Source organism: Crossiella sp. SN42, from assembly GCF_023897065.1.
Classification (GTDB): Bacteria; Actinomycetota; Actinomycetes; order Mycobacteriales; family Pseudonocardiaceae; genus Crossiella.
In genome coordinates, this window is sequence record NZ_JAMHIV010000040.1 from 1 (window position 1) to 19,899 (window position 19,899).

At 69.3% G+C, this 19,899-nt stretch carries 20 protein-coding genes and 2 tRNA genes; 15 read left to right on the top strand and 7 right to left on the bottom strand.

What is annotated here, in order from left to right:
* Nucleotides 1–476 precede the first annotated feature (476 nt).
* Genes M8C13_RS36965 through rpmH form a run of 5 tightly spaced genes read right to left on the bottom strand, consistent with a single transcriptional unit; the run spans nt 477 to nt 2,948 of the window.
* Complete coding sequence (locus M8C13_RS36965) at nt 477–1,007, bottom strand: R3H domain-containing nucleic acid-binding protein (protein ID WP_252485455.1); 531 nt, start codon at nt 1,005–1,007, stop codon at nt 477–479.
* 27 nt (nt 1,008–1,034) lie between these two features.
* The gene (yidC, locus tag M8C13_RS36970; protein ID WP_252485456.1) at nt 1,035–2,141 is read right to left on the bottom strand and encodes a membrane protein insertase YidC; all 1,107 of its coding nucleotides are present in this window, start codon (nt 2,139–2,141) and stop codon (nt 1,035–1,037) included.
* Between the two features lie 3 nt (nt 2,142–2,144).
* Complete coding sequence (gene yidD, locus M8C13_RS36975; RefSeq protein ID WP_252485457.1) at nt 2,145–2,429, bottom strand: membrane protein insertion efficiency factor YidD; 285 nt, start codon at nt 2,427–2,429, stop codon at nt 2,145–2,147.
* The gene (rnpA, locus tag M8C13_RS36980; RefSeq protein ID WP_252485458.1) at nt 2,426–2,797 is read right to left on the bottom strand and encodes a ribonuclease P protein component; all 372 of its coding nucleotides are present in this window, start codon (nt 2,795–2,797) and stop codon (nt 2,426–2,428) included. The genes yidD and rnpA overlap by 4 nt, the downstream gene beginning before the upstream one ends.
* A gap of 13 nt (nt 2,798–2,810) precedes the next feature.
* A complete protein-coding gene (gene rpmH / locus M8C13_RS36985; RefSeq protein WP_010849920.1) occupies nt 2,811–2,948 on the bottom strand; it encodes a 50S ribosomal protein L34 in 138 nt (45 codons plus the stop codon).
* Nucleotides 2,949–3,306: 358 nt separating this feature from the next.
* Between rpmH and dnaA the strand changes: the two genes are divergently transcribed.
* From dnaA to M8C13_RS37050, 13 genes are all read left to right on the top strand, one after another.
* Nucleotides 3,307–4,926 (top strand): chromosomal replication initiator protein DnaA, encoded by a 1,620-nt coding sequence (dnaA, locus tag M8C13_RS36990; RefSeq protein WP_252485459.1) that lies wholly within the window; start codon nt 3,307–3,309, stop codon nt 4,924–4,926.
* A 779-nt stretch (nt 4,927–5,705) separates the two neighbouring features.
* Nucleotides 5,706–6,845, top strand: a complete 1,140-nt coding sequence (gene dnaN, locus M8C13_RS36995; RefSeq protein WP_252485460.1) for a DNA polymerase III subunit beta — start codon at nt 5,706–5,708, stop codon at nt 6,843–6,845.
* Between the two features lie 45 nt (nt 6,846–6,890).
* A complete protein-coding gene (gene gnd / locus M8C13_RS37000; RefSeq protein WP_252485461.1) occupies nt 6,891–7,805 on the top strand; it encodes a phosphogluconate dehydrogenase (NAD(+)-dependent, decarboxylating) in 915 nt (304 codons plus the stop codon).
* Nucleotides 7,806–7,809: 4 nt separating this feature from the next.
* Nucleotides 7,810–8,964: a DNA replication/repair protein RecF gene (recF, locus tag M8C13_RS37005; protein WP_252485462.1), complete on the top strand. Its 1,155-nt coding sequence runs from the start codon at nt 7,810–7,812 to the stop codon at nt 8,962–8,964.
* A 185-nt stretch (nt 8,965–9,149) separates the two neighbouring features.
* A complete protein-coding gene (locus tag M8C13_RS37010; protein ID WP_252485531.1) occupies nt 9,150–9,632 on the top strand; it encodes a DciA family protein in 483 nt (160 codons plus the stop codon).
* A gap of 196 nt (nt 9,633–9,828) precedes the next feature.
* Nucleotides 9,829–11,802 carry a DNA topoisomerase (ATP-hydrolyzing) subunit B gene (gyrB, locus tag M8C13_RS37015; protein ID WP_252485463.1) on the top strand — a complete coding sequence of 658 codons (1,974 nt, stop codon included), beginning with the start codon at nt 9,829–9,831 and terminating at the stop codon, nt 11,800–11,802.
* A gap of 51 nt (nt 11,803–11,853) precedes the next feature.
* Nucleotides 11,854–14,421 carry a DNA gyrase subunit A gene (gene gyrA, locus M8C13_RS37020; RefSeq protein WP_252485464.1) on the top strand — a complete coding sequence of 856 codons (2,568 nt, stop codon included), beginning with the start codon at nt 11,854–11,856 and terminating at the stop codon, nt 14,419–14,421.
* A gap of 50 nt (nt 14,422–14,471) precedes the next feature.
* Entirely contained in the window at nt 14,472–15,302 is an 831-nt protein-coding gene (locus M8C13_RS37025; protein ID WP_252485465.1) for a DUF3566 domain-containing protein, read from the top strand.
* 70 nt (nt 15,303–15,372) lie between these two features.
* Nucleotides 15,373–15,446: transfer RNA gene (locus M8C13_RS37030), tRNA-Ile, on the top strand.
* A gap of 71 nt (nt 15,447–15,517) precedes the next feature.
* Nucleotides 15,518–15,640, top strand: coding sequence for a DLW-39 family protein (locus M8C13_RS37035; protein ID WP_209707217.1), 123 nt, complete (start codon nt 15,518–15,520; stop codon nt 15,638–15,640).
* Nucleotides 15,641–15,700: 60 nt separating this feature from the next.
* A tRNA-Ala gene (locus M8C13_RS37040) sits at nt 15,701–15,773 on the top strand.
* Nucleotides 15,774–16,111: 338 nt separating this feature from the next.
* Entirely contained in the window at nt 16,112–16,591 is a 480-nt protein-coding gene (locus M8C13_RS37045; RefSeq protein ID WP_252485466.1) for a hypothetical protein, read from the top strand.
* 36 nt (nt 16,592–16,627) lie between these two features.
* Entirely contained in the window at nt 16,628–17,173 is a 546-nt protein-coding gene (locus M8C13_RS37050) for a DUF2020 domain-containing protein (RefSeq protein ID WP_252485467.1), read from the top strand.
* A 45-nt stretch (nt 17,174–17,218) separates the two neighbouring features.
* On the opposite strand, the gene M8C13_RS37055 is transcribed toward M8C13_RS37050, so the two are convergent.
* Nucleotides 17,219–17,758: a hypothetical protein gene (locus tag M8C13_RS37055; protein ID WP_252485468.1), complete on the bottom strand. Its 540-nt coding sequence runs from the start codon at nt 17,756–17,758 to the stop codon at nt 17,219–17,221.
* Between the two features lie 93 nt (nt 17,759–17,851).
* Here M8C13_RS37055 and M8C13_RS37060 point away from each other — a divergent pair, with 93 nt between their 5' ends.
* Both M8C13_RS37060 and M8C13_RS37065 read left to right on the top strand, forming a co-directional pair.
* Nucleotides 17,852–18,403, top strand: a complete 552-nt coding sequence (locus M8C13_RS37060) for a peptidylprolyl isomerase (protein ID WP_252485469.1) — start codon at nt 17,852–17,854, stop codon at nt 18,401–18,403.
* A gap of 10 nt (nt 18,404–18,413) precedes the next feature.
* Nucleotides 18,414–19,307: a rhomboid family intramembrane serine protease gene (locus tag M8C13_RS37065; RefSeq protein WP_252485470.1), complete on the top strand. Its 894-nt coding sequence runs from the start codon at nt 18,414–18,416 to the stop codon at nt 19,305–19,307.
* Here M8C13_RS37065 and M8C13_RS37070 read toward each other — a convergent pair whose 3' ends face one another.
* On the bottom strand, nt 19,308–19,757 hold the full coding sequence (locus tag M8C13_RS37070; RefSeq protein ID WP_252485471.1) for a PH domain-containing protein: 450 nt from the start codon (nt 19,755–19,757) through the stop codon (nt 19,308–19,310).
* Between the last annotated feature and the right edge of the window lie 142 nt (nt 19,758–19,899).

Consider the following 19,899-nt stretch of genomic DNA (forward strand, 5'->3'; position numbering starts at 1 on the left):
GCCCCACTCCCAGCCCCGCTCCCGGCCCCGGCCCCGGCCCCGGCCCCGGCAAGGTTCCAGCCCCACCGCCAGTCCCAACTTGAGCCTGCGCTCATCCCAGCTCCGCCAGCGACATCGCTAGCACCGCCCACTGCCACCCGGCCGGCCTCAGGCGCACACGCCAGCCCATGCGCCAGCACCGCCTACGCGCCGCCCGCCCACTCCCACCGCCGGGCCGCCCACGTCGCCGAGCCGCCACGCCGCCGGGCCGTGCGTCTGTCCCAGCCGCAGCCCGGCCTGCGGCGCACCGGCTGGCGGCTGGCGGCTGGCGGCTGGCGGCTGGCGGCTGGCGGCTGGCGGCTGGCGGGGGAGTGTCGCCGCCCCACGCCGCGCGCGCCAGGGGGCGACGCGTCAGTGCGCACGCGCCAGGGGCTGGGTGCAAAGCGAAACGCCCGGCCGGGGGAGTCCCGGCCGGGCGTCTGTGGTTCTTGCTGGGGTCAGCTGGTGGGGAAGACCACCACGCGGCGGTGGGGTTCTTCGCCTTCGCTTTCGCTGTGCACGCCCGCGACGGCGGCGACCGCGTCGTGCACGACCTTGCGCTCAAACGGGGTCATGGTGCGCAGGCGCTTGGGCTTCTCCGTCGCCAGGACTTCCTCGGCGGTGGACTTGCCCAGCTCGCTCAGTTCGGCCCGGCGGTCGGCGCGCCACTGGGCGACGTCGAGCATCAGGCGGCTGCGGCTACCGGTGGACTGCTGGACCGCGAGGCGGGTCAGCTCCTGGAGGGATTCCAGGACCTCACCGCGGCGACCGACGAGCTTCTCCAGGTCTTCGCCACCATCGATGCTCACGATCGCGCGGCCCGCCTCGACGTCCAGGTCGATGTCGCCGTCGTAGTCGAGCAGGTCGAGCAGCTTTTCCAGGTAGTCGCCCGCGATGTCCCCTTCGCGCACCAACAGGCTCTCGTCGTTACCGGCGTCCGGAGTAGCGGCGTCCGTTCCTTGTTCGGTCGCCTGCAAGGTCTCCGACACGGTGTCTCCTTCCATGTAGCAGCCGACTCAGCGGCGCTTGCGGGTCTGCTTCTTGCCCGTCGACCGGCTCTGGATGATCCCGGGGACCTCACCGGGCTTCGCGGCGGCGGAGTCCGTGGACTTGGCCGCGTCCGAACCGTTGCGCGGGGCATTGCTCTTCTCCGACCCGGTCGAGGCGGAGGTGTCCTTGTTCTTGTCGGCCGAGGAGGTGGTGGGGGAGGCGGCCTGCGGAGCGGCGTTGGCCGGGCGCTTGCGCACCGGCTTCTGGCCGGGCGCGGGCTTCTGACCCGGCTGCGGCTTCTGACCGGGCTTGGGGCCGAGGTTCTGCCGCTTCTCGATGGCCGCGGCCTTCTTCTCCTCTTCCTCCCGGTCGATGCGGTGGTACACCACGTACTGCTGACCAAGGGTCCAGGTGTTGTTGCTCAGCCAGTACAGCAGCATCGCCACCGGGAAGAACGGACCACCGACGAGCACCGCGAGCGGGAACAAGTACAGCATCAGCTTGTTCATCATCGCCGACTGCGGGTTGGCCGCCGCGGTCGCGGACTGGCGGGCCACCGAGTGCCGCGCGGTCAGGTGGGTCAGCACCGAGGCCAGCACCATCAGCGGGATGGCCAGCAGCAGCAGGGCGGTGCGGTCGGTGCCGATGACGGCCAGGTCCGCGCCGCTCATCCGGATCGCCGCGGACAGGTTCACGCCGAACAGCTTCGAGGCGAGGAAGGAGCTCACCTCGGGCTGGCCGAAGATGTAGTTGCTCGTGGCGCCCGGCTTGAAGCCCTGCAGCACGTTGAGCAGACCGAGGAACACCGGCATCTGGACCAGCATCGGCAGGCAGCCGCCCAGCGGGTTGAACCCGCCCTCGGCCTGGAGCTTCTGCATCTCCTGGGCCATGCGCTGCTTGTCGTTGCCGTACTTCTCCCGCAGCTTGGCCAGCTGCGGCTGGAACTCCGCCATCTTGCGCATCGAGCGCACCTGCTTGACGAACGGCTTGAACAGCAGCGCGCGCAGGGTGAACACGAGGAGCATCACCGACAGGGCCCAGTTCACCCCGCTGGTCTCCGGGATGACGTAGCTGAGCACCTTGTGCCAGAACCACATGATGGCTGACACGGGGTAGTTGATGAAGTCGAGCACGAACTACTCCTCAGCGGATTTGCATGAAGCCCGCTCCGAAGCACGGTCGCGGGGCGGCGGAACGGGGTCCAGGCCTCCAGGGTGCCAGGGTCCGCAGCGCAACAGCCTGCGCACGGTGAGCCACGACCCGCGGAAGGCGCCATGAGTGGTCAGCGCCTCGACCGCGTAGTGACTGCAGCTCGGGTAGAAGCGGCACGTCGGGGGAAGAGCGGGAGAGATGAACCGGCGGTAGAACCGGATCGGCCACAGCAGCACGGTGGCCAGCGGCCCGGCCCGCCCGGCGCTCACCCCGCACCACCTGGTGCGGGCAGGCCGAGCTTGCGGAGGGCCGAGTCGAGATCGCCGCCCAGCTGGGCGCTGGTGGCCTCCGCCGAGGCGGGCAGGGCGCGCACCACCAGGGCGCTGCCCGGCGGCAACCGGTCGATCCGGTCGCGCACGAGGTGCCGGAGCCGGCGGGAGACCCGGTGCCGGACCACGGAGTTGCCCACTGCCTTACTCACGACGAAACCCACCCTCGGCGAGAAGGACTCGCCAGGGGTGGGCGGGTTCGACAGGTGCGCGTGCACCACCAGCCGGGGTCGCCCAACGCGGCGGCCCCGGCGTACCACCAGGCCGAAGTCCTGGCTACGGGTGAGCCGGGCAGCCGCGGGGAGCACGGCGGCGGGTGTCTCAGGCGGACAGCTCGGCGCGGCCCTTGCGGCGGCGAGCAGCCAGGATCGCGCGGCCGGCACGGGTACGCATCCGCAGCCGGAAGCCGTGGGTCTTCGCGCGACGACGGTTGTTGGGCTGGAAGGTGCGCTTGCTCACGGTCGGTTCTCCCGGTACATGGGTGAAGCAGGTCTAGGGTTGTCTCCGTCGCGATCACCATGATCAGACGACCATGACAGGCACGGCAAACGCACCCGTCGGTACGCGGGAGACCATCCGAGGGTACTTATCACCCGCCGTCATCTCAAATCCGCCCCCCGTTCCGCCACATCGGGCGGGGTGAGTGACCGGGCAGACCTTGTGGGTGCCGTCGACGGTTGCTAGTTTGCCCCTTCCGCGTTTACGGGGGGGTCCGTGTGCGGGCCATCCCGCCTTCGTGCACAGTTGTGGACAACTCTGTGGACATCTCACGTTTGGTGTTCGCGCGGCGCTGACACGAGGGGAGGGAGCGGAGCAAGTGTCCGACACCCACGCCGAGCTGGGACTCGTTTGGGAACGCGTAGTGCAGGAGCTGTCCTCCGGCACCCTTTCCCCCCAACAACGAGCCTGGATGCGGGTGACCCGCCCGATCGGCCTGCTCGACGGCACGGCCCTGCTGGCCGCGCCGAGTGACTTCGCCAAGGACGCCATCGAACGCGCGCTGCGCGAACCGATCACCGCCGCGCTCTCCCGTCACCTCGGCCGGGACGTCTCGCTCGCGGTGAAGGTGGACAGCGCCCCGCTGAGCCCCGCCCCGCCCAAACCGGTCGCGCCGCCCCCGGTGAGCGCGCCCTCGCACGCGGGCCCGTCGCTGGAACAGCCGACGATGCCCGCGATCCCGCTGCCGCTGGCCCCGCTGCCGAACGGGATGGCCACCACGCCGGTCCCGGCCACCGGGTTGCCGCAGGTCGGCCCGCTGCCCACGGTCGCGGTGCAGGCCGAGGGCGGGGACACCGAGGACGAGGTGGACGAGGAGCGCGAGGCGCTCGCCGCGGTGCACGAGATATGGCCCAAGTACTCCGGCAACTCCGCTGGTCAGCCGGCCCGCTCGCCGAGCAACCCGCAGACCAGGCTGAACGAGAAGTACACCTTCGACACCTTCGTCATCGGCGCGTCCAACCGGTTCGCGCACGCCGCGGCGGTGGCCGTGGCCGAGGCGCCGGCCAGGGCGTACAACCCACTGTTCATCTGGGGCGAGTCCGGTCTCGGCAAGACCCACCTGCTGCACGCGGTCGGGCACTACGCACAGCGGCTCTTCCAGGGCATGCGGGTGCGGTACGTCTCGACCGAGGAGTTCACCAACGACTTCATCAACTCACTGCGTGACGACCGCAAGGTCGCCTTCCAGCGCCGCTACCGGGACGTCGACGTGCTCCTGGTCGACGACATCCAGTTCCTGGAGGGCAAGGAAGGCACGCAGGAGGAGTTCTTCCACACCTTCAACACCCTGCACAACGCGAACAAGCAGATCGTGGTGTCCTCGGACCGGCCGCCCAAGCGGCTGGAGACCCTGGAGGACCGGCTGCGCACGCGGTTCGAGTGGGGCCTGATCACCGACATCCAGCCGCCCGAGCTGGAGACCCGGATCGCGATCCTGCGCAAGAAGGCGGCGCAGGACCGGCTGGCCGCGCCCGCCGAGGTGCTGGAGTTCATCGCCGCCCGGATCGAGCGCAACATCCGCGAGCTGGAGGGCGCGCTGATCAGGGTCACCGCGTTCGCCTCGCTGAACCGGCAGCCGGTGGACGTGCCGCTGGCCGAGATCGTGCTGCGCGACCTGATCCCGGACTCGCAGGCGCCGGAGATCACCGCGCCCACGATCATGGCGGTCACCGCGGAGTTCTTCGCGGTGAGCATCGACGACCTGTGCGGGCCCGGCAAGACCAAGGCGCTGGCCCAGGCCAGGCAGATCGCCATGTACCTGTGCCGCGAGCTGACCGACCTGTCCCTGCCGAAGATCGGGCAGACCTTCGGCGGCCGCGACCACACCACCGTCATGTACGCGGACAAGAAGATCCGCAAGGAGATGGCCGAGCGCCGCCGCATCTACGACCAGGTCCAGGAGCTGACCTCCCGGATCAAGCAGCGGGCCCGCGCCTGACCCCCAGCACGCCGTAGACGCCCGTCGGAGAGTCCCTCCGGCGGGCGTCTTCTCTTGGGTGCCCCGCTCCGGCCGCCGATGACTACGGGGATGCCAGGGCATGGCCGCCGCACGCCGAACTTTCTGGTTCGGCGGTGCCCCGCCGCGCACCCCACAAGCTGAGAAAAGTCGGGCCGCCCGTGGCAGGTCCCCGCCGAACCTGGCCACGCCCGCTGGAACTTTTCTGACGGTGTGGAGCGCCCGATCGGACCAACTCTGGAGAAAGTTTCGGCGAGTTGTCCCCCATCCAGGGAGACCCGGACCACCCTCAGCCTGTGGAGGGCCTGGGCATGAACGCACCAACAGCTGGGGACAACCTTGTGGACAGCTCGCAGATCATGTGGATGCTCTTTGCCAACTGCGGAGTTGTCCACCGGTCCTCCCGGTTTCTCACCAGTTGCACACACCCACAGTCCACAGCCCTAGAAACCACCTGAGCTGCGCAGACTCACGCTGTCCACACAACTCACAACCCTTACTACTGCTGCTGTCTTGATCTTTCGAAGAAGTAAAAATCAAAAGATGAACAGGCGGCGTGAAGTTGGGGATGGACGGCTCGCGGTCGGGGACGGGTCGAGGTGACGAGCAGGCCCGGAAGCCTCTACGGTGGAGCCCGCCTCGCTCGGACCTCGATGCGTCGCTGCGCCAACCCTGGGCCGTCGTGGCCCACGACCCGACGGCGAACGACCTGCCCAGCCCGAGCCCGTGACGGTCGCGTCGATTCTCCGAAAGGACCTGCCATGAAGATCCGCGTCGAGCGGGACGGCCTTGCCGACGCCGTCGCCTGGGTCGCCCGCAGCCTGCCCTCCCGGCCTCCGGTGCCGGTGCTCGGTGGAGTGCTGCTGGACGCGGGCGGAGCCGACGGCGACAACGGGGAGACGTTGACCGTCTCCGGTTTCGACTACGAGGTCTCCGCCCAGATCGGCGTGCCGGCCACCATCTCCGCGGCCGGTCGCACCCTGGTCTCCGGCAAGCTGCTGGCCGACATCACCAGGTCGCTGCCCAACCACCCGGTGGAGATCGCGGTCGACGGCGCCAGGGTGACCATCACCTGCGGCAGCGCCAAGTTCAGCCTGCCCACCATGCCGGTGGAGGACTACCCGCAGCTGCCCGCCATGCCGCAGCTGGCCGGTCACCTGCCCTCGGAAAGCTTCGGCCCCGCCGTCGCCCAGGTCGCCATCGCGGCGGGCAAGGACGACACGCTGCCGATGCTGACCGGTGTGCGGATGGAGATCGAGGACGAGAAGGTCACCCTGGTGGCCACCGACCGCTTCCGGCTCGCCCTGCGCGAGTTCACCTGGGAGCCCAGCGGCGAGGTCGGCTCGACCGCGCTGCTGGTCCCGGCCAAGACCCTGGCCGACGCGGCGAAGACCCTCGGCGGCTCCGGCTCCAAGATCGAGCTCTCCCTCGGTGACTCCGACGGCCTGCTCGGCCTCTCCGGCTCCGGCCGCCGCACCACCACCCGGCTGCTGGACGCCGAGTTCCCCAAGTACCGCCAGCTGCTGCCCAGCGAGCACGCCGCGGCCGCGGTGATCGAGGTGGCCCCGCTGGTCGAGGCGATCAAGCGCGTCTCCCTGGTCGCCGAGCGCGGCACCCAGGTCCGGCTGGAGTTCACCGAGGCCTCGCTGCGCCTGTCCGCGGGCGGCGACGACGAGGGCAGCGCGGAGGAGGAGCTCCCGGTCGAGCTCACCGGCGATCCGCTGACCATCGCGTTCAACCCGGGCTACCTGCTCGACGGCCTCGGCGCGATGCACACCGGCAAGGCGCAGCTGACCTTCACCACGCCCAGCCGTCCCGCGCTGATCAAGCCGGTGGACGCCGAGGGCGAGGTCGAGCCCGGCTACATCTACCTGCTGATGCCGGTCCGCCTGCCCGGCTGACCGGTCCGGAACCCGAACACTTCGTAGTCAGGAAAGGTCGTAACTGTGGTGCAGCTCGGACTCGTCGGCCTGGGCAAGATGGGCTTCAACATGCGCGAGCGGTTGCGCCGCGCGGGCCACGAGGTGATCGGGTACGACCGCAACCAGGAGGTCAGCGACAGCGAGTCGCTGGCCGACCTGGTCTCGCGGCTGGCCGCTCCCCGGATCGTCTGGATCATGGTGCCGGCCGGTGCCCCGACCCAGGCGACCGTGGAGGAGCTCAACGACCTGCTGTCCGAGGGTGACCTGATCATCGAGGGCGGCAACTCCCGGTTCACCGACGACCAGAAGCACGCCGCGCTGCTGGAGAAGAACGGCATCGGCTACCTGGACTGCGGTGTCTCCGGCGGGGTCTGGGGCCTGGAGAACGGCTACGGCCTGATGGTCGGCGGCGAGCCGGAGTTCGTCGAGCGGGCGCTGCCGATCTTCGACGCGCTGCGGCCGGAGGGCCCGCGCGAGGAGAGCTTCGCGCACGCGGGCAAGGTCGGCGCCGGGCACTTCGCCAAGATGGTGCACAACGGCATCGAGTACGGCCTGATGCAGGCCTACGCCGAGGGCTTCGAGCTGCTGGACGCCTCCGAGGTGGTCGCGGACACCCCCGCGGTGATCAAGGCATGGCAGCGCGGCACCGTCGTCCGGTCCTGGCTGCTCGACCTGCTGGTCAGGGCGCTGGACTCGGACCCGGAGCTGGACGACCTGCGCGGCTACGTCGAGGACTCCGGCGAGGGCCGGTGGACGGTGGAGGAGGCGATCAACCACGCGGTGCCCGCGCCGGTGATCTCCGCCGCGCTGTTCGCCCGGTTCGCCTCGCGGCAGGAGGACTCGCCCGCGATGCGCGCGGTGGCCGCGCTGCGCAACCAGTTCGGCGGGCACGCGGTGCACCAGGCCGGTCCCAGCTCCGGCGCTGGATCGACCAAGTAAGGCGTTGTACGTCCGAGCGTTGCAGGTCGCCGACTTCCGGTCCTGGGAGTCCGCCGACCTGGTCTTCGAGCCTGGGCCGAGTGTGCTGGTCGGCCAGAACGGCCAGGGCAAGACCAACCTGGTCGAGGCCATCGGCTACGTGGCCACCCTGTCCTCGCACCGGGTGGCCACGGACGCGCCGCTGGTCCGGCAGGGCGCGCCGCGGTCGGTGGTGCGCACCGCGGTGGTGCACCACGGCCGGGAGCTGCTGGTCGAGCTGGAGATCACCCCGGGCAAGGCGAACCGGGCCAGGGTCAACCGGGCTCCGGTGCCCAAGCCGAGGGAGGTGCTCGGCATCCTGCGCACCGTGCTGTTCGCGCCGGAGGACCTGGCGCTGGTCAGGGGCGATCCCGGCGAGCGGCGGCGGTTCCTGGACGACCTGCTGGTGCTGCGCGCGCCGCGCTTCGCCGGTGTGCGCGCGGATTATGAACGAGTGCTCAAGCAGCGCGGCGCCCTGTTGAAAACCGCAGGTTCGGCGCGCCGGGCGGGCAGCAGCGGTGATATTCGCACCCTGGACGTGTGGGACGGGCACCTGGCCAGGCACGGCGCGGTGCTGCTGGCCGCGCGGCTGGACCTGGTGGCCGCGCTGCAGCCGCTGGTCTCCGCCGCCTACGCCGGGGTGGCGCCGGAGTCGCGACCCGCCGAGGTGAAGTACCGCAGTTGCCTGGGTGCGGCCCTGCCGGAGGGTTACGGTGTGGCAGGCGGTCCGCCCGCGGACATCGCGACCTTGGAAGCGGTGCTGCTGGCCGAGGTCGCCAAGGTGCGGACCCAGGAGATCGACCGAGGGGTCAGTCTCATCGGCCCGCACCGGGACGAGCTGGAGCTGATCCTCGGCAGCACGCCCGCCAAGGGATATGCCAGCCACGGCGAGTCCTGGTCCTTCGCGCTCGCGCTGCGACTGGCGGCCTTCGAGCTGCTGCGCGCGGAGGACGTCGAGCCGGTGCTGATCCTCGACGACGTGTTCGCCGAGCTGGACCGGCGGCGACGGCAGCGGCTGGCCGAGGTGGCCACCGCCGCGGAGCAGGTCCTGGTCACCGCCGCGGTGGCCGAGGACGTCCCGGCCGAACTTGCGGGCGCCCGCTACGAGGTGGGTGAAGGGAAGGTCCAGCGTGTCCGGTGACCAGCCGTCAACCGGGTGTGACGCGTCGCACTCCTGGGGACAACCCTGTGGATAATGTGGATAACTCCGTCACGCGTGGGGATGTGCCGCCACCTGACCCGGGCACTGATCGACCCTCTGTCACCTCTCCAGGTGGTTTCGCTGCGGAGGGTGAACACGGTCTGCGAGGGGTCGACTTGGCCAAGATGGCCCTGGCCGAGGCCCGCGCCGCCAACAAGCTGAAGCGGGACGCGGCCAAGGCCGCCCAGGCGCCGCGCGCGGGCGGGGCCAACGCGCAGCGCCGCCGCCGGTGGTCGGGACCGGGGGTGGATCACCGGGACCCGCAGCCGCTGGGCGCGCTGGCCGCGCGGATCGCCAGCGAGCGTGGCTGGACCGACAAGCTCTCCGGTGGCACCGTGTTCGGCAGCTGGGCCAAGCTGGTCGGGGCCGAGGTGGCCGAGCACGCCACCCCGCTCGCGCTCAAGGATGGTGAGCTGACCGTGCAGGCCAGCTCCACCGCATGGGCGACCCAGCTCAAGCTGCTCCAGCGCCAGCTGCTCAGTCAGATCCGCGCCGGCGTGGGCAAAGACGTGGTCAAACGCCTGCGGGTGCAGGGGCCGGCGGCGCCGAGCTGGCGGTACGGACCACGCCACGTGCCCGGCCGCGGCCCGCGAGACACCTATGGGTGACGTGGCGCGGCTGATTTTCTCCCAGGCCTCTTGACACTGATTCTCCGCGCTCCGGACTCGGACAACTTGTTCTTCGGTCTTCTATGACCGTCTCAGGGGTGTCCTAGGGTCATTCCTGTCCGGGTGGACCGGTAGGATTGACAAGGTTGTGCTCCGCACCCAAGCGCACGCCGTCAAGCTGAGGAGACAGTGGCCTGTGGCTGCCAATACGAACAACGAGTACAGCGCGTCCTCCATCACCGTGCTCGAAGGCCTTGAGGCCGTCCGCAAGCGACCCGGCATGTACATCGGCTCCACCGGTGAGCGTGGCCTGCACCACCTCATCTGGGAGGTCGTGGACAACGCGGTCGACGAGGCGATGGCCGGTCACGCCACCAAGGTGGAGGTCACGCTGCTCGCCGACGGCGGCGTGCGGGTCATCGACGACGGCCGTGGCATCCCGGTCGACGAGCACCCGGTGGAGAAGCGCCCCGCGGTCGAGGTCGTGCTGACCACCCTGCACGCCGGCGGCAAGTTCGGCGGTGACTCCTACGCGGTCTCCGGCGGTCTGCACGGTGTCGGCGTGTCCGTGGTGAACGCGCTGGCCACCCGGCTGGACGTGGAGATCCGCCGGGACGGCTTCGTCTGGAACCAGCGGTATGAGAAGTCCGCGCCCGCGCACCCGCTGGTGAAGGGTGAGCCGACCGACGAGACCGGCACGATCATCACCTACTGGGCCGACCCGGACATCTTCGAGACCACCACCTACAGCGCGGAGACGGTCTCCCGCCGGCTCCAGGAGATGGCCTTCCTGAACAAGGGCCTGATCATCACGCTGCGGGACGAGCGGGTCAGCGAGGCCGACGAGGTCGAGGACGCCGAGGGGGTCAAGGCCGCGATCAAGGAGCGGACCTTCTGCTACCCGGGCGGCCTCGAGGACTTCGTCACGCACATCAACGCCACCCGCGAGTCGGTGCACAAGAAGATCATCTCCTTCGGCGCCAAGGCGGAGGGCCTTGAGGTCGAGGTCGCGATGCAGTGGAACACCGGCTACTCCGAGTCGGTCTTCACCTTCGCCAACACGATCAACACGCACGAGGGCGGCAGCCACGAGGAGGGTTTCCGCGCCGCGCTCACCCGCGTGATCAACGAGTACGCGCGGGAGAAGAAGCTGCTCAAGGAGAAGGACGCGAACCTCTCCGGCGAGGACGTGCGCGAGGGTCTGGCCGCGATCGTCTCGATCAAGCTGAAGGAGCCCCAGTTCGAGGGGCAGACCAAGACCAAGCTGGGCAACACCGAGGCCAAGTCGTTCGTGCAGAAGACCTGCAACGAGCACCTGCCCGACTGGTTCGACGCCAACCCGGCCGACGCCAAGACCATCATCAGCAAGGCCATCTCCTCCTCGCAGGCGCGCGCGGCCGCGCGCAAGGCGCGCGAGCTGGTCCGGCGCAAGAGCGCGCTGGAGATCGGCGGCCTGCCCGGCAAGCTCAAGGACTGCCGCTCCAACAACCCGGAGGAGTGCGAGCTCTACATCGTCGAGGGCGACTCCGCCGGTGGCTCGGCCAAGGAAGGCAGGGAGTCGCGCTTCCAGGCGATCCTGCCGATCCGAGGCAAGATCATCAACGTGGAGAAGGCACGCATCGACAAGGTGCTGAAGAACAACGAGGTGCAGAGCCTGATCACTGCGCTCGGCACCGGCATCCACGACGAGTTCGAGCTGGCCAAGCTGCGCTACCACAAGGTCGTGCTGATGGCCGACGCCGACGTGGACGGCCAGCACATCACCACGCTGCTGCTCACCCTGCTGTTCCGCTTCATGCGCCCGCTGATCGAGCACGGGCACGTCTACCTGGCCCAGCCGCCGCTCTACAAGATCAAGTGGCCGCGCCAGGAACCGGAGTTCGCCTACTCCGACCGCGAGCGCGACGGCCTGATCCAGGCCGGCGTGGCCAACGGCCGCAAGCTGCCCAAGGACGACGCGATCCAGCGGTACAAGGGTCTCGGCGAGATGAACGCCGACGAGCTGTGGGAGACCACGATGGACCCGGCCCACCGGGTGCTGCGCCAGGTCACCCTGGACGACGCGGCCACCGCTGACGAGCTGTTCAGCGTGCTGATGGGCGAGGACGTGGAGTCCCGGCGCGCCTTCATCACCCGCAATGCCAAGGACGTTCGCTTCCTCGATGTCTGACCTCGGCGTGCACCACACCACCTGCTCGCCGTTTAGAAGGGACTTCTCGTCGTGACCGACATCCTCCCGCCGACGGGCGACCGCGTCGAACCGGTCGATCTCCAGCAGGAGATGCAGCGCTCCTACGTCGACTACGCGATGAGCGTCATCGTCGGCCGGGCGCTGCCCGACGTGCGCGATGGCCTCAAGCCGGTGCACCGCCGGGTGCTCTACTCGATGTTCGACACCGGCCTGCGCCCCGACCGCAGCTACGTCAAGTGCTCGCGCGTGGTCGGCGACGTCATGGGCAACTACCACCCGCACGGTGACTCCTCGATCTACGACGCGCTGGTCCGCCTGGCGCAGCCGTGGTCGATGCGCAACCCGCTGGTGGACGGTCAGGGCAACTTCGGCTCCTCCGGCAACGACCCGGCCGCGGCCATGCGGTACACCGAGGCCCGGCTGACCCACCTGGCCATGCACATGCTGGCCGACATCGAAGAAGACACCGTCGACTTCGCCGACAACTACGACGGCAAGACCAAGGAACCTCGGGTCCTGCCCGCGCGCATCCCCAACCTGCTGGTCAACGGCAGCCAGGGGATCGCGGTCGGCATGGCCACCAACATCCCCACGCACAACCTGCGTGAGGTGGCCGAGGGCGTGGTCTGGGCGCTGGAGAACTACGAGGCCAGCGACGAAGAGACGCTGGCCGCGATGATGATGCGGATCAAGGGTCCCGACTTCCCGACCAAGGGCCTGATCCTGGGCACCCAGGGCATCGAGGACGCCTACCGCACCGGCCGCGGCTCGGTCCGGATGCGCTCGGTGGTCGAGGTGGAGGAGGACGCCAAGGGGCGCACCATCCTCGTGGTCACCGAGCTGCCGTTCCAGGTCAACCCGGACAACCTGGTGGAGAACATCGCCACCCTGGTCAGGGACGGCAAGCTCACCGGGATCGCGGACATCGCGGATGAGTCCAACAGCCGCAGCGGCATGCGGATCGTGGTCGCGCTCAAGCGGGACGCCGTGGCCAAGGTGGTGCTGAACAACCTCTACAAGCACACCCAGCTGCAGACCTCCTTCGGCGTGAACATGCTGGCCCTGGTCGACGGCGTGCCGCGCACGCTGCGGCTGGACCAGATGATCCGCTACTACGTGAAGCACCAGATCGAGGTCATCGTCCGCCGGACCAAGTACCGGCTGCGCAAGGCCGAGGAACGCGCCCACATCCTGCGCGGCCTGGTCAAGGCGCTGGACCTGCTCGACCAGGTGATCGCGCTGATCCGCTCCTCGGCCACGGTGGACATCGCCCGCACCGGGCTGATCGAGCTGCTCGAAGTGGACGAGATCCAGGCCAACGCGATCCTGGAGATGCAGCTGCGCCGGCTGGCCGCCCTGGAGCGGCAGAAGATCGTCGATGAGCTGGCCGAGATCGAGGTCACCATCGCCGACCTCGAGGACATCCTGGCCAAGCCCGAGCGGCAGCGGCAGATCATCCGCGACGAGCTGATGGCCATCGTGGAGAAGTACGGCGACGACCGGCGCACCCGGATCATCCCGTTCGACGGCGACATGTCCCTGGAGGACCTGATCGCGGTCGAGGACGTGGTGGTCACGATCACCCGCACCGGCTACGCCAAGCGCACCAAGACCGACCTGTACCGGGCGCAGAAGCGCGGTGGCAAGGGCGTGCAGGGCGCGGCGCTCAAGCAGGACGACATCGTGGCGCACTTCTTCGTGTGCTCCACCCACGACTGGATCCTGTTCTTCACCAACCAGGGCCGGGTCTACCGGGCCAAGGCCTTCGAGCTGCCCGAGGCCAACCGCAACGCGCGCGGGCAGCACGTGGCCAACCTGCTGGCCTTCCAGCCGGACGAGCACATCGCCCAGGCCATCCAGATCAAGGACTACCAGGTCGCGCCGTACCTGGTGCTGGCGACCAAGAACGGCCTGGTCAAGAAGAGCCGCCTGGCCGACTTCGACTCCAACCGCAGCGGTGGCCTGATCGGCATCAACCTGCGCGAGGACGACGAGCTGGTCGGCGCGGTGCTGTGCTCGGCCGAGCAGGACCTGCTGCTGGTCTCCGCCGGTGGTCAGTCCATCCGGTTCCACGCCACCGACGAGGCGCTGCGGCCGATGGGCCGGGCCACCTCCGGCGTGCTGGGCATGCGGTTCAACTCCGGTGACGAGCTGCTGGCCATGGCCGTGGTCGAGGAAGACCGGTTCGTGCTGATCGCCACCGACGGCGGCTACGCCAAGCGGACCCCGATCGAGGACTACCCGGTGCAGGGCCGCGGCGGCAAGGGCGTGCTCACCATCCAGCACGACTCCCGGCGCGGGCGACTTGTCGGCGCGTTGGTGGTAGAGCTGGAAGACGAGATCTTCGCCATCACCTCAACGGGTGGTGTGATCCGGACCACTGCGGCTGAGATCCGTAAAGCGGGTAGGCAGACCAAGGGTGTTCGGCTGATGAACCTCGGTGAGGGGACAACGCTGCTGGCGGTGGCCCGGAGTGCCGAGCAGGAGGCTGAGCCGGAGAATGATCTCGAGCCGGTGGATGGCTCGGTGCTGGAGGACGGCGCCGAGGCGGAAAACGGCTCGCCCGAGGAGAACGACACCGAGCAGAGCAACGAATAGTCGCCTGAACGCGTCTCTTCGACGGACACCACCGTCGGTTAGGACTGCTGATGACTTCACCGAACCAACCGGACAACCCCGCACAGCAGGCTGACAAGCCTGCTGACGAGGCCACCGTGATCACCGAGAAACCGGACGGTGCCGTGGCGGCGGGGCAATCCGGCGAGCCCGCGCCCGCGGCGCCGCCGGCCGAGGAGTTCGCGCAGGCATCGGCCGCCCCGCCGCCGTGGCAACGGGTGACCGTCGCCAACCAGCAGAGCGCACCGCCTGTTCCCGAACCGCAGCGGGAGAGCTCGATCGACCAGCCGACGGCCGCGTTCCGGCCTGCGGCTCCGGTCGAGCACTCCCCGCCGCCGCAGCCCGATCTCGACGCCCCCACGGTGTTCGGGACCGCGGCGGCCGCGCCCCAGCCGGACAACGGGCTGGGCGCGCTGGGCCGGGAGACGGTCAACTTCTCCGCAGCGGCGACCACGCCGCGACCCGCGGTGGCCGCACCCAGCGCCCGCCGCACCGGCAGGGGCCCGCGCCGGGCCGCCCTCCAGGTCAAGCGGGTGGATCCGTGGTCGGTGCTCAAGCTCGCGCTGGTGCTGTCGGTCGCGCTGTTCTTCGTGTGGCTGGTCGCGGTCGGTGTGCTGTACGGCGTGCTCCAGGGCATGGGTGTCTGGGACTCGCTGAACAACACCTACAAGGACCTGGTGACCAACGCGGACGGTGGCGCTGAGCCGCTGATCAGCGCGGGCAGGGTGTTCGGCGTCGCCGCTGTGGTGGGCGTGGTCAACATCGTGCTGTTCACCGCGCTGGCCACGGTCAGCGCGTTCGTCTACAACGTCTCGGCCGACCTGGCAGGCGGCGTTGAGGTCACTCTCTCCGAGCGCGAGTAGAACTGCCGGACGGGGTGCCCCCCGATTTGGGCGGAGGGCACCCCGTCCGGTAATGTTCACCTCGGTTCACGGGCCTGTAGCTCAGGTGGTTAGAGCGCTTCACTGATAATGAAGAGGTCGGAGGTTCAAGTCCTCCCAGGCCCACTGCCCGCTGCTCCTTGGGGGGGCACCCGTATCGGGCACCAACCGCGTGCCGCTTTGGGAGGCGAACGTACGTGAAGAAGCTTCTGGCACTTGCCGCAGTTGCCGGCGTCGTGCTCTTCTTTGTCAAGCGCAACCGTTCGGCGAAGGCCGAGGCGGACCTGTGGCGTGAGGCCACCGCTCCGACCGAGGGCTGAGTCGAACCGAAGGGCAAGGCGTGGCCGTCCAGGTACCGGCGGCCTCGCCAGTTGTCCTACGGGGACGTAGCTCAATTGGCAGAGCACTGCCTTTGCAAGGCAGGGGTTAGGGGTTCGATTCCCCTCGTCTCCACTCGACGATGGGGGCTCCCTGCTCGCGGAGAGCGCTCGCCGGGTCGTCTCGTCATCACACTGGGGGTGCAACCCCCAGACCCCGCCCGGGGGCGCTGCCCCCGGACCCCCGCTCGCGTTGTTAGGCGGCACCGAACTCTTGGTGTCGCCTTCTTTGCGTCTTAGGGCTTTGGGTTCGCCTGTGGGGAGTCGCTTGGGTGGTCGCTTGGGTGGTCGCTCCGGTAGTGGCGCTTATTCCTTCGTTGTTTGTGTTCCACCGTTTGCTTGGCAACCTGGTGGGTTGGTTTTGCGTCTGGGAGTCGTCAGGGATCGACGATCTTCGCAGGGGTGTGTTTAGCGATGTCTGTTTTCCGCCGGTTGGCGGTCGTTGTCGTTTCGTTGTTCGCGGTGGTGGGGGTGATGGCTCCGGCGGCTTCGGCCGCGGTGGCGGGGCCGCCGCAGGTGAAGTTCCGGGCGGGTAGCCACGACGGGTATGACCGGGTGGTCTTTGAGTTCGTGGGGGCCAAGGCTCCGGGGTCTGTGCTGTTCCAACAGTTGGATGGGGAGCGGCCTTACTGGGGGCAGAGCGATCTTCGGGTTACCCAGCTGTGGGGGAAGCGGTTTCTCAAGCTGGCCTTGCCTTCGCCTGCTGGGGCTGAGCCCTATGTTGAGGTGATCGGGGAGAGAGTGGTCAACCACTCACTGCCGTTGGTGCGTGGGGCTGTGGTGAACGATCCTGGGCACGGGGGCAGCATGGAGGTTTCGGTGGGGCTGGTTCGGGACGCGGCCTACACGGTTCGGCACCAGGGACACCTGGTGATCATCGACTTCAAGCGCTGACGCGGTGGCGCGGGGGGCTCTAGGGTGGGCCGCGTTATGAGACGACCACTGCTGCTCGTGCTGCCCGCGCTCTTGGCGCTCTCCGCTTGTGGGGGCGCTCCGCAGGATTCGGCTCCGCCCCAGACCTCGGCGCCGCCTGCTCAGGAGACCACCTCGGCCGGGCCCGCCCAGCCACCCGCGGTGCCGGTGCCCGCCACCGACGGTCCCTGTCCCTACCTGGACAAGGAGGAGGTGCGGGCGGCCAACGGGCAAGGGGTCGGCAAGGTCCGGATCTCCGAGGGGAAACCGAACCCGGCCTGCTTCTTCTATCGGGCCGACAACAAGACGGTGCAGGCCATGGTGTGGATCTACAGCGGATCCGCCGAAGGGGCCAAGGCGGTGGTGGACGCCCAGGCGCCGGTCGCCGGGTCCTCGCCTGCCGACCTGCCCGGTGGCTGGAAGGGCGGGTCGAAGAAGACCGACAGCGGCGCGGTGTTCGCGGTGGCCAAGGGCGAGTACGCGCTCGTGGTGACCACGAACCAGGACCGCACCATCGCGGCCAAGCGGATCGCCACCGTGGCGGCGGGCAACCTGAAGCTGTGAACGGCGAGAGGGGCCGGGCGAACCCGGCCCCTCCTCGCGTCCGGCTCACTTCTGGCGCGCGGTCTCCGGGCGGTGCCCGTTGTCCGAGGGGCTGCCCACCGGGCGCTCCTCGCGGTCGCGCTCCTCTTCCTCGACCACCGGCTTGACCTCCTGCGGTCGCCGGGCGAGCACCACCGCGGCCACCGCACCGGCAGCGCCGAGCAACAGCACCGCGAACGGCCACTTGCGGCGCTTCGGCTTCGGGTCCAGCCGGGCGGCCAGGCGCTTCTTGGCCTTGCGGCCACGACGGCCGAGGTCCTTCTGCGCCTGCTTGGTCGCCTTGGCCAGCTCCTTGCGAGCCTTGCGGCCACGCTTGCCGAGCTCCTGGCTGAACTCCTCGGCCGTGCCGGCGACGCTGTGCGCCAGCTGCTGCGGCGTGAGCCCGCGCTTGGCCAGCTTCTTCTCCGCGCGCCGGCTCGCCCGCTTGGTGGCCTTGAGCCCTTCCGCGCCTGCCTGTTCGGCTCGCTTGCGCACCACGTGGATGCCGGTGCCCAACGCGCGCCCGACTTGCTCTCCGGCTCTGGCCAGGGTCCTTACCTCGTCCATGCCTGCCTCCCGAGCGTGACGACGGCCTCGTCAACGCGTTACCCCATCCTGCCCCTTCTCACACGATCCCGCCGTGGATGGCACCATGGGTCGGTGGCTGACAGCACTGAATCGCTCGTTGGGGCGACCGTGACCGCGACCCTGCACACCTCCGAAGGCGAGGTCAGGATCAAGCTGTTCCCGGACTACGCGCCCAAGACGGTGAAGAACTTCGTCGGGCTTGCCGAGGGCAGCAAGCCTTACACCACCGAGAACGCCGCCGGGGAGCGCTCCGGCCCGTTCTACGACGGTTCGGTGTTCCACCGGGTCATCGCCGGGTTCATGATCCAGGGCGGCGACCCGACCGGCACCGGCCGCGGCGGCCCCGGCTACACCTTCGCCGACGAGTTCAACTCCGAGTTGCGCTTCGACCGGCCGTACCTGCTGGCCATGGCCAACGCGGGTCCCGGCACCAACGGCTCCCAGTTCTTCATCACCATGGGCCCGACCCCGCACCTGAACATGAAGCACACCATCTTCGGCGAGGTCGCCGACCAGGCCTCCCGCGCCGTGGTGGACACCATCGGGCAGGCCGAGACCGACCGGATGGACCGGCCGATCAAGGAGGTCGTCATCGAGCGCGTGACGGTCTCGGTCGAGCGCTGAGCCGGCGGCGATGACCCCTCCGCACACGCTGCCCAGATGCACGCGGCACCAGGACGAGGAGACCGGGCTCAGCTGCACCCGCTGCGGCAAGCCCTACTGCTACCGGTGCCTCAGCGACGCGCCGGTCGGCAAGCAGTGCGTGGACTGCGTGGCCGAGGGCAAGCGGACCCAGCGCCGGGGCACCAACCTGGTCGGCAACGAGGACGAGCAGATTCGCCCGATCGTGACCCCGGTGCTGATCGTGCTGAACGTCGCGCTCTTCGTGCTCACCGCGGTGCAGGCCGGCGGGGTGAACGACCTGCGGGAGTCCTGGGTCTACGACAACGGCTCGATGTGGCAGGTCGCGGTCGCCGGGGACCAGTGGTGGCGGCTGCTGACCAGCGAGTTCCTGCACGTGGCGCCGTGGCACCTCGCGGTCAACATGTTCTCGCTGTGGATGCTCGGCCAGGAGTTGGAGCCGCTGTTCGGGCGGATCCGGTTCGCGGTGCTCTACCTGCTGTCCGGGATCGGCGCCTCGGTGGCGATCTTCCTGTTCTCCGACAGCGCGGTCGGCGCCTCCGGCGCGATCTTCGGCCTGCTCGGCGCGGTGGTGATCGTGTTCATCCGGCGGCGGCAGAGCCTGCAGCCGCTGGCCATGGTGTTCGGGCTGAACGTGGTGTTCGGCCTGTTCATCGGCAACGTGTCCTGGGTCGGCCACGGCGGCGGCCTGGTCACCGGCGCGCTGATCGCGGCCGGGCTGATCTACGTGCCGGTGGCCACCAGGAAGCTGTGGCAGACCATCAACGTGGTGGCGATCACGCTGGCCCTGGCCGGGCTGGCGATCTTCCAGTACTACGAGCTGCCCAGGTTCGAGTGCAGCCCGCCCGGCGAGCGCACCACCTGCGTGCTGGCCGAGCGAAACTAGTCAGGCGAGGCCGCGCAGTTCCGTGAGCTGCGCGGCCACCTCCTCGGGGTCCGTGCCCAGGTCGAGCCTGCCGAGCACGAACAGGCGCTCCGCCTCGCCCTGGGTGATCTCGATCTCCAGTACCGCGACCCTGCGGCCCAGCCGCTGGGTGTGCACGAGCCTGGTGCCGACCTCGGCCCACGGCCACTGCTGGGTCCGGAACAGGCCACGCAGGGTCAACCCCATCGGGCCGGCGACCAGCCTCGGCCGGGCGACGGTGCCGAACAGCGCGGCGAAGCCCAGGACCAGGGCGGTGACCGCGGCGATCACCCGGCCTGCCGGATCGGTGGTGACGGTCAGCCAGACCGCGGCGAGCGCGGCGAAGGTCCAGCCGACGGCCACCAGGGCGGGGTTCGCTGACCAGGCAATTTGCCGACTCTGGCCCGTTGACCAGGGCATCTGCTCGTTCACCCGTCCAGCTTGCCCGGTTGAGGGCGTTCCGTCTGCCCCGTTGCGCCCAGCGGTACAACCACATCATGTTGTGTGCCCCCGGCACTGGGGACCGGCTATGGGGTGCCTGTGGAAAAAGTTATCCACAGGAGTTGTCCCCACT

Excerpts from the sequence above, each read along its gene's own strand:
- dnaN (WP_252485460.1), top strand. The coding sequence starts at position 5,706 with ATGAAGATCCGCGTCGAGCGGGACGGCCTTGCCGACGCCGTCGCCTGG.
- M8C13_RS37010 (WP_252485531.1), top strand. The coding sequence starts at position 9,150 with ATGGCCCTGGCCGAGGCCCGCGCCGCCAACAAGCTGAAGCGGGACGCG.
- M8C13_RS37025 (WP_252485465.1), top strand. The coding sequence starts at position 14,472 with ATGACTTCACCGAACCAACCGGACAACCCCGCACAGCAGGCTGACAAG.
- M8C13_RS37045 (WP_252485466.1), top strand. The coding sequence starts at position 16,112 with ATGTCTGTTTTCCGCCGGTTGGCGGTCGTTGTCGTTTCGTTGTTCGCG.
- M8C13_RS37050 (WP_252485467.1), top strand. The coding sequence starts at position 16,628 with ATGAGACGACCACTGCTGCTCGTGCTGCCCGCGCTCTTGGCGCTCTCC.
- M8C13_RS37055 (WP_252485468.1), bottom strand. The coding sequence starts at position 17,758 with ATGGACGAGGTAAGGACCCTGGCCAGAGCCGGAGAGCAAGTCGGGCGC.
- M8C13_RS37065 (WP_252485470.1), top strand. The coding sequence starts at position 18,414 with ATGACCCCTCCGCACACGCTGCCCAGATGCACGCGGCACCAGGACGAG.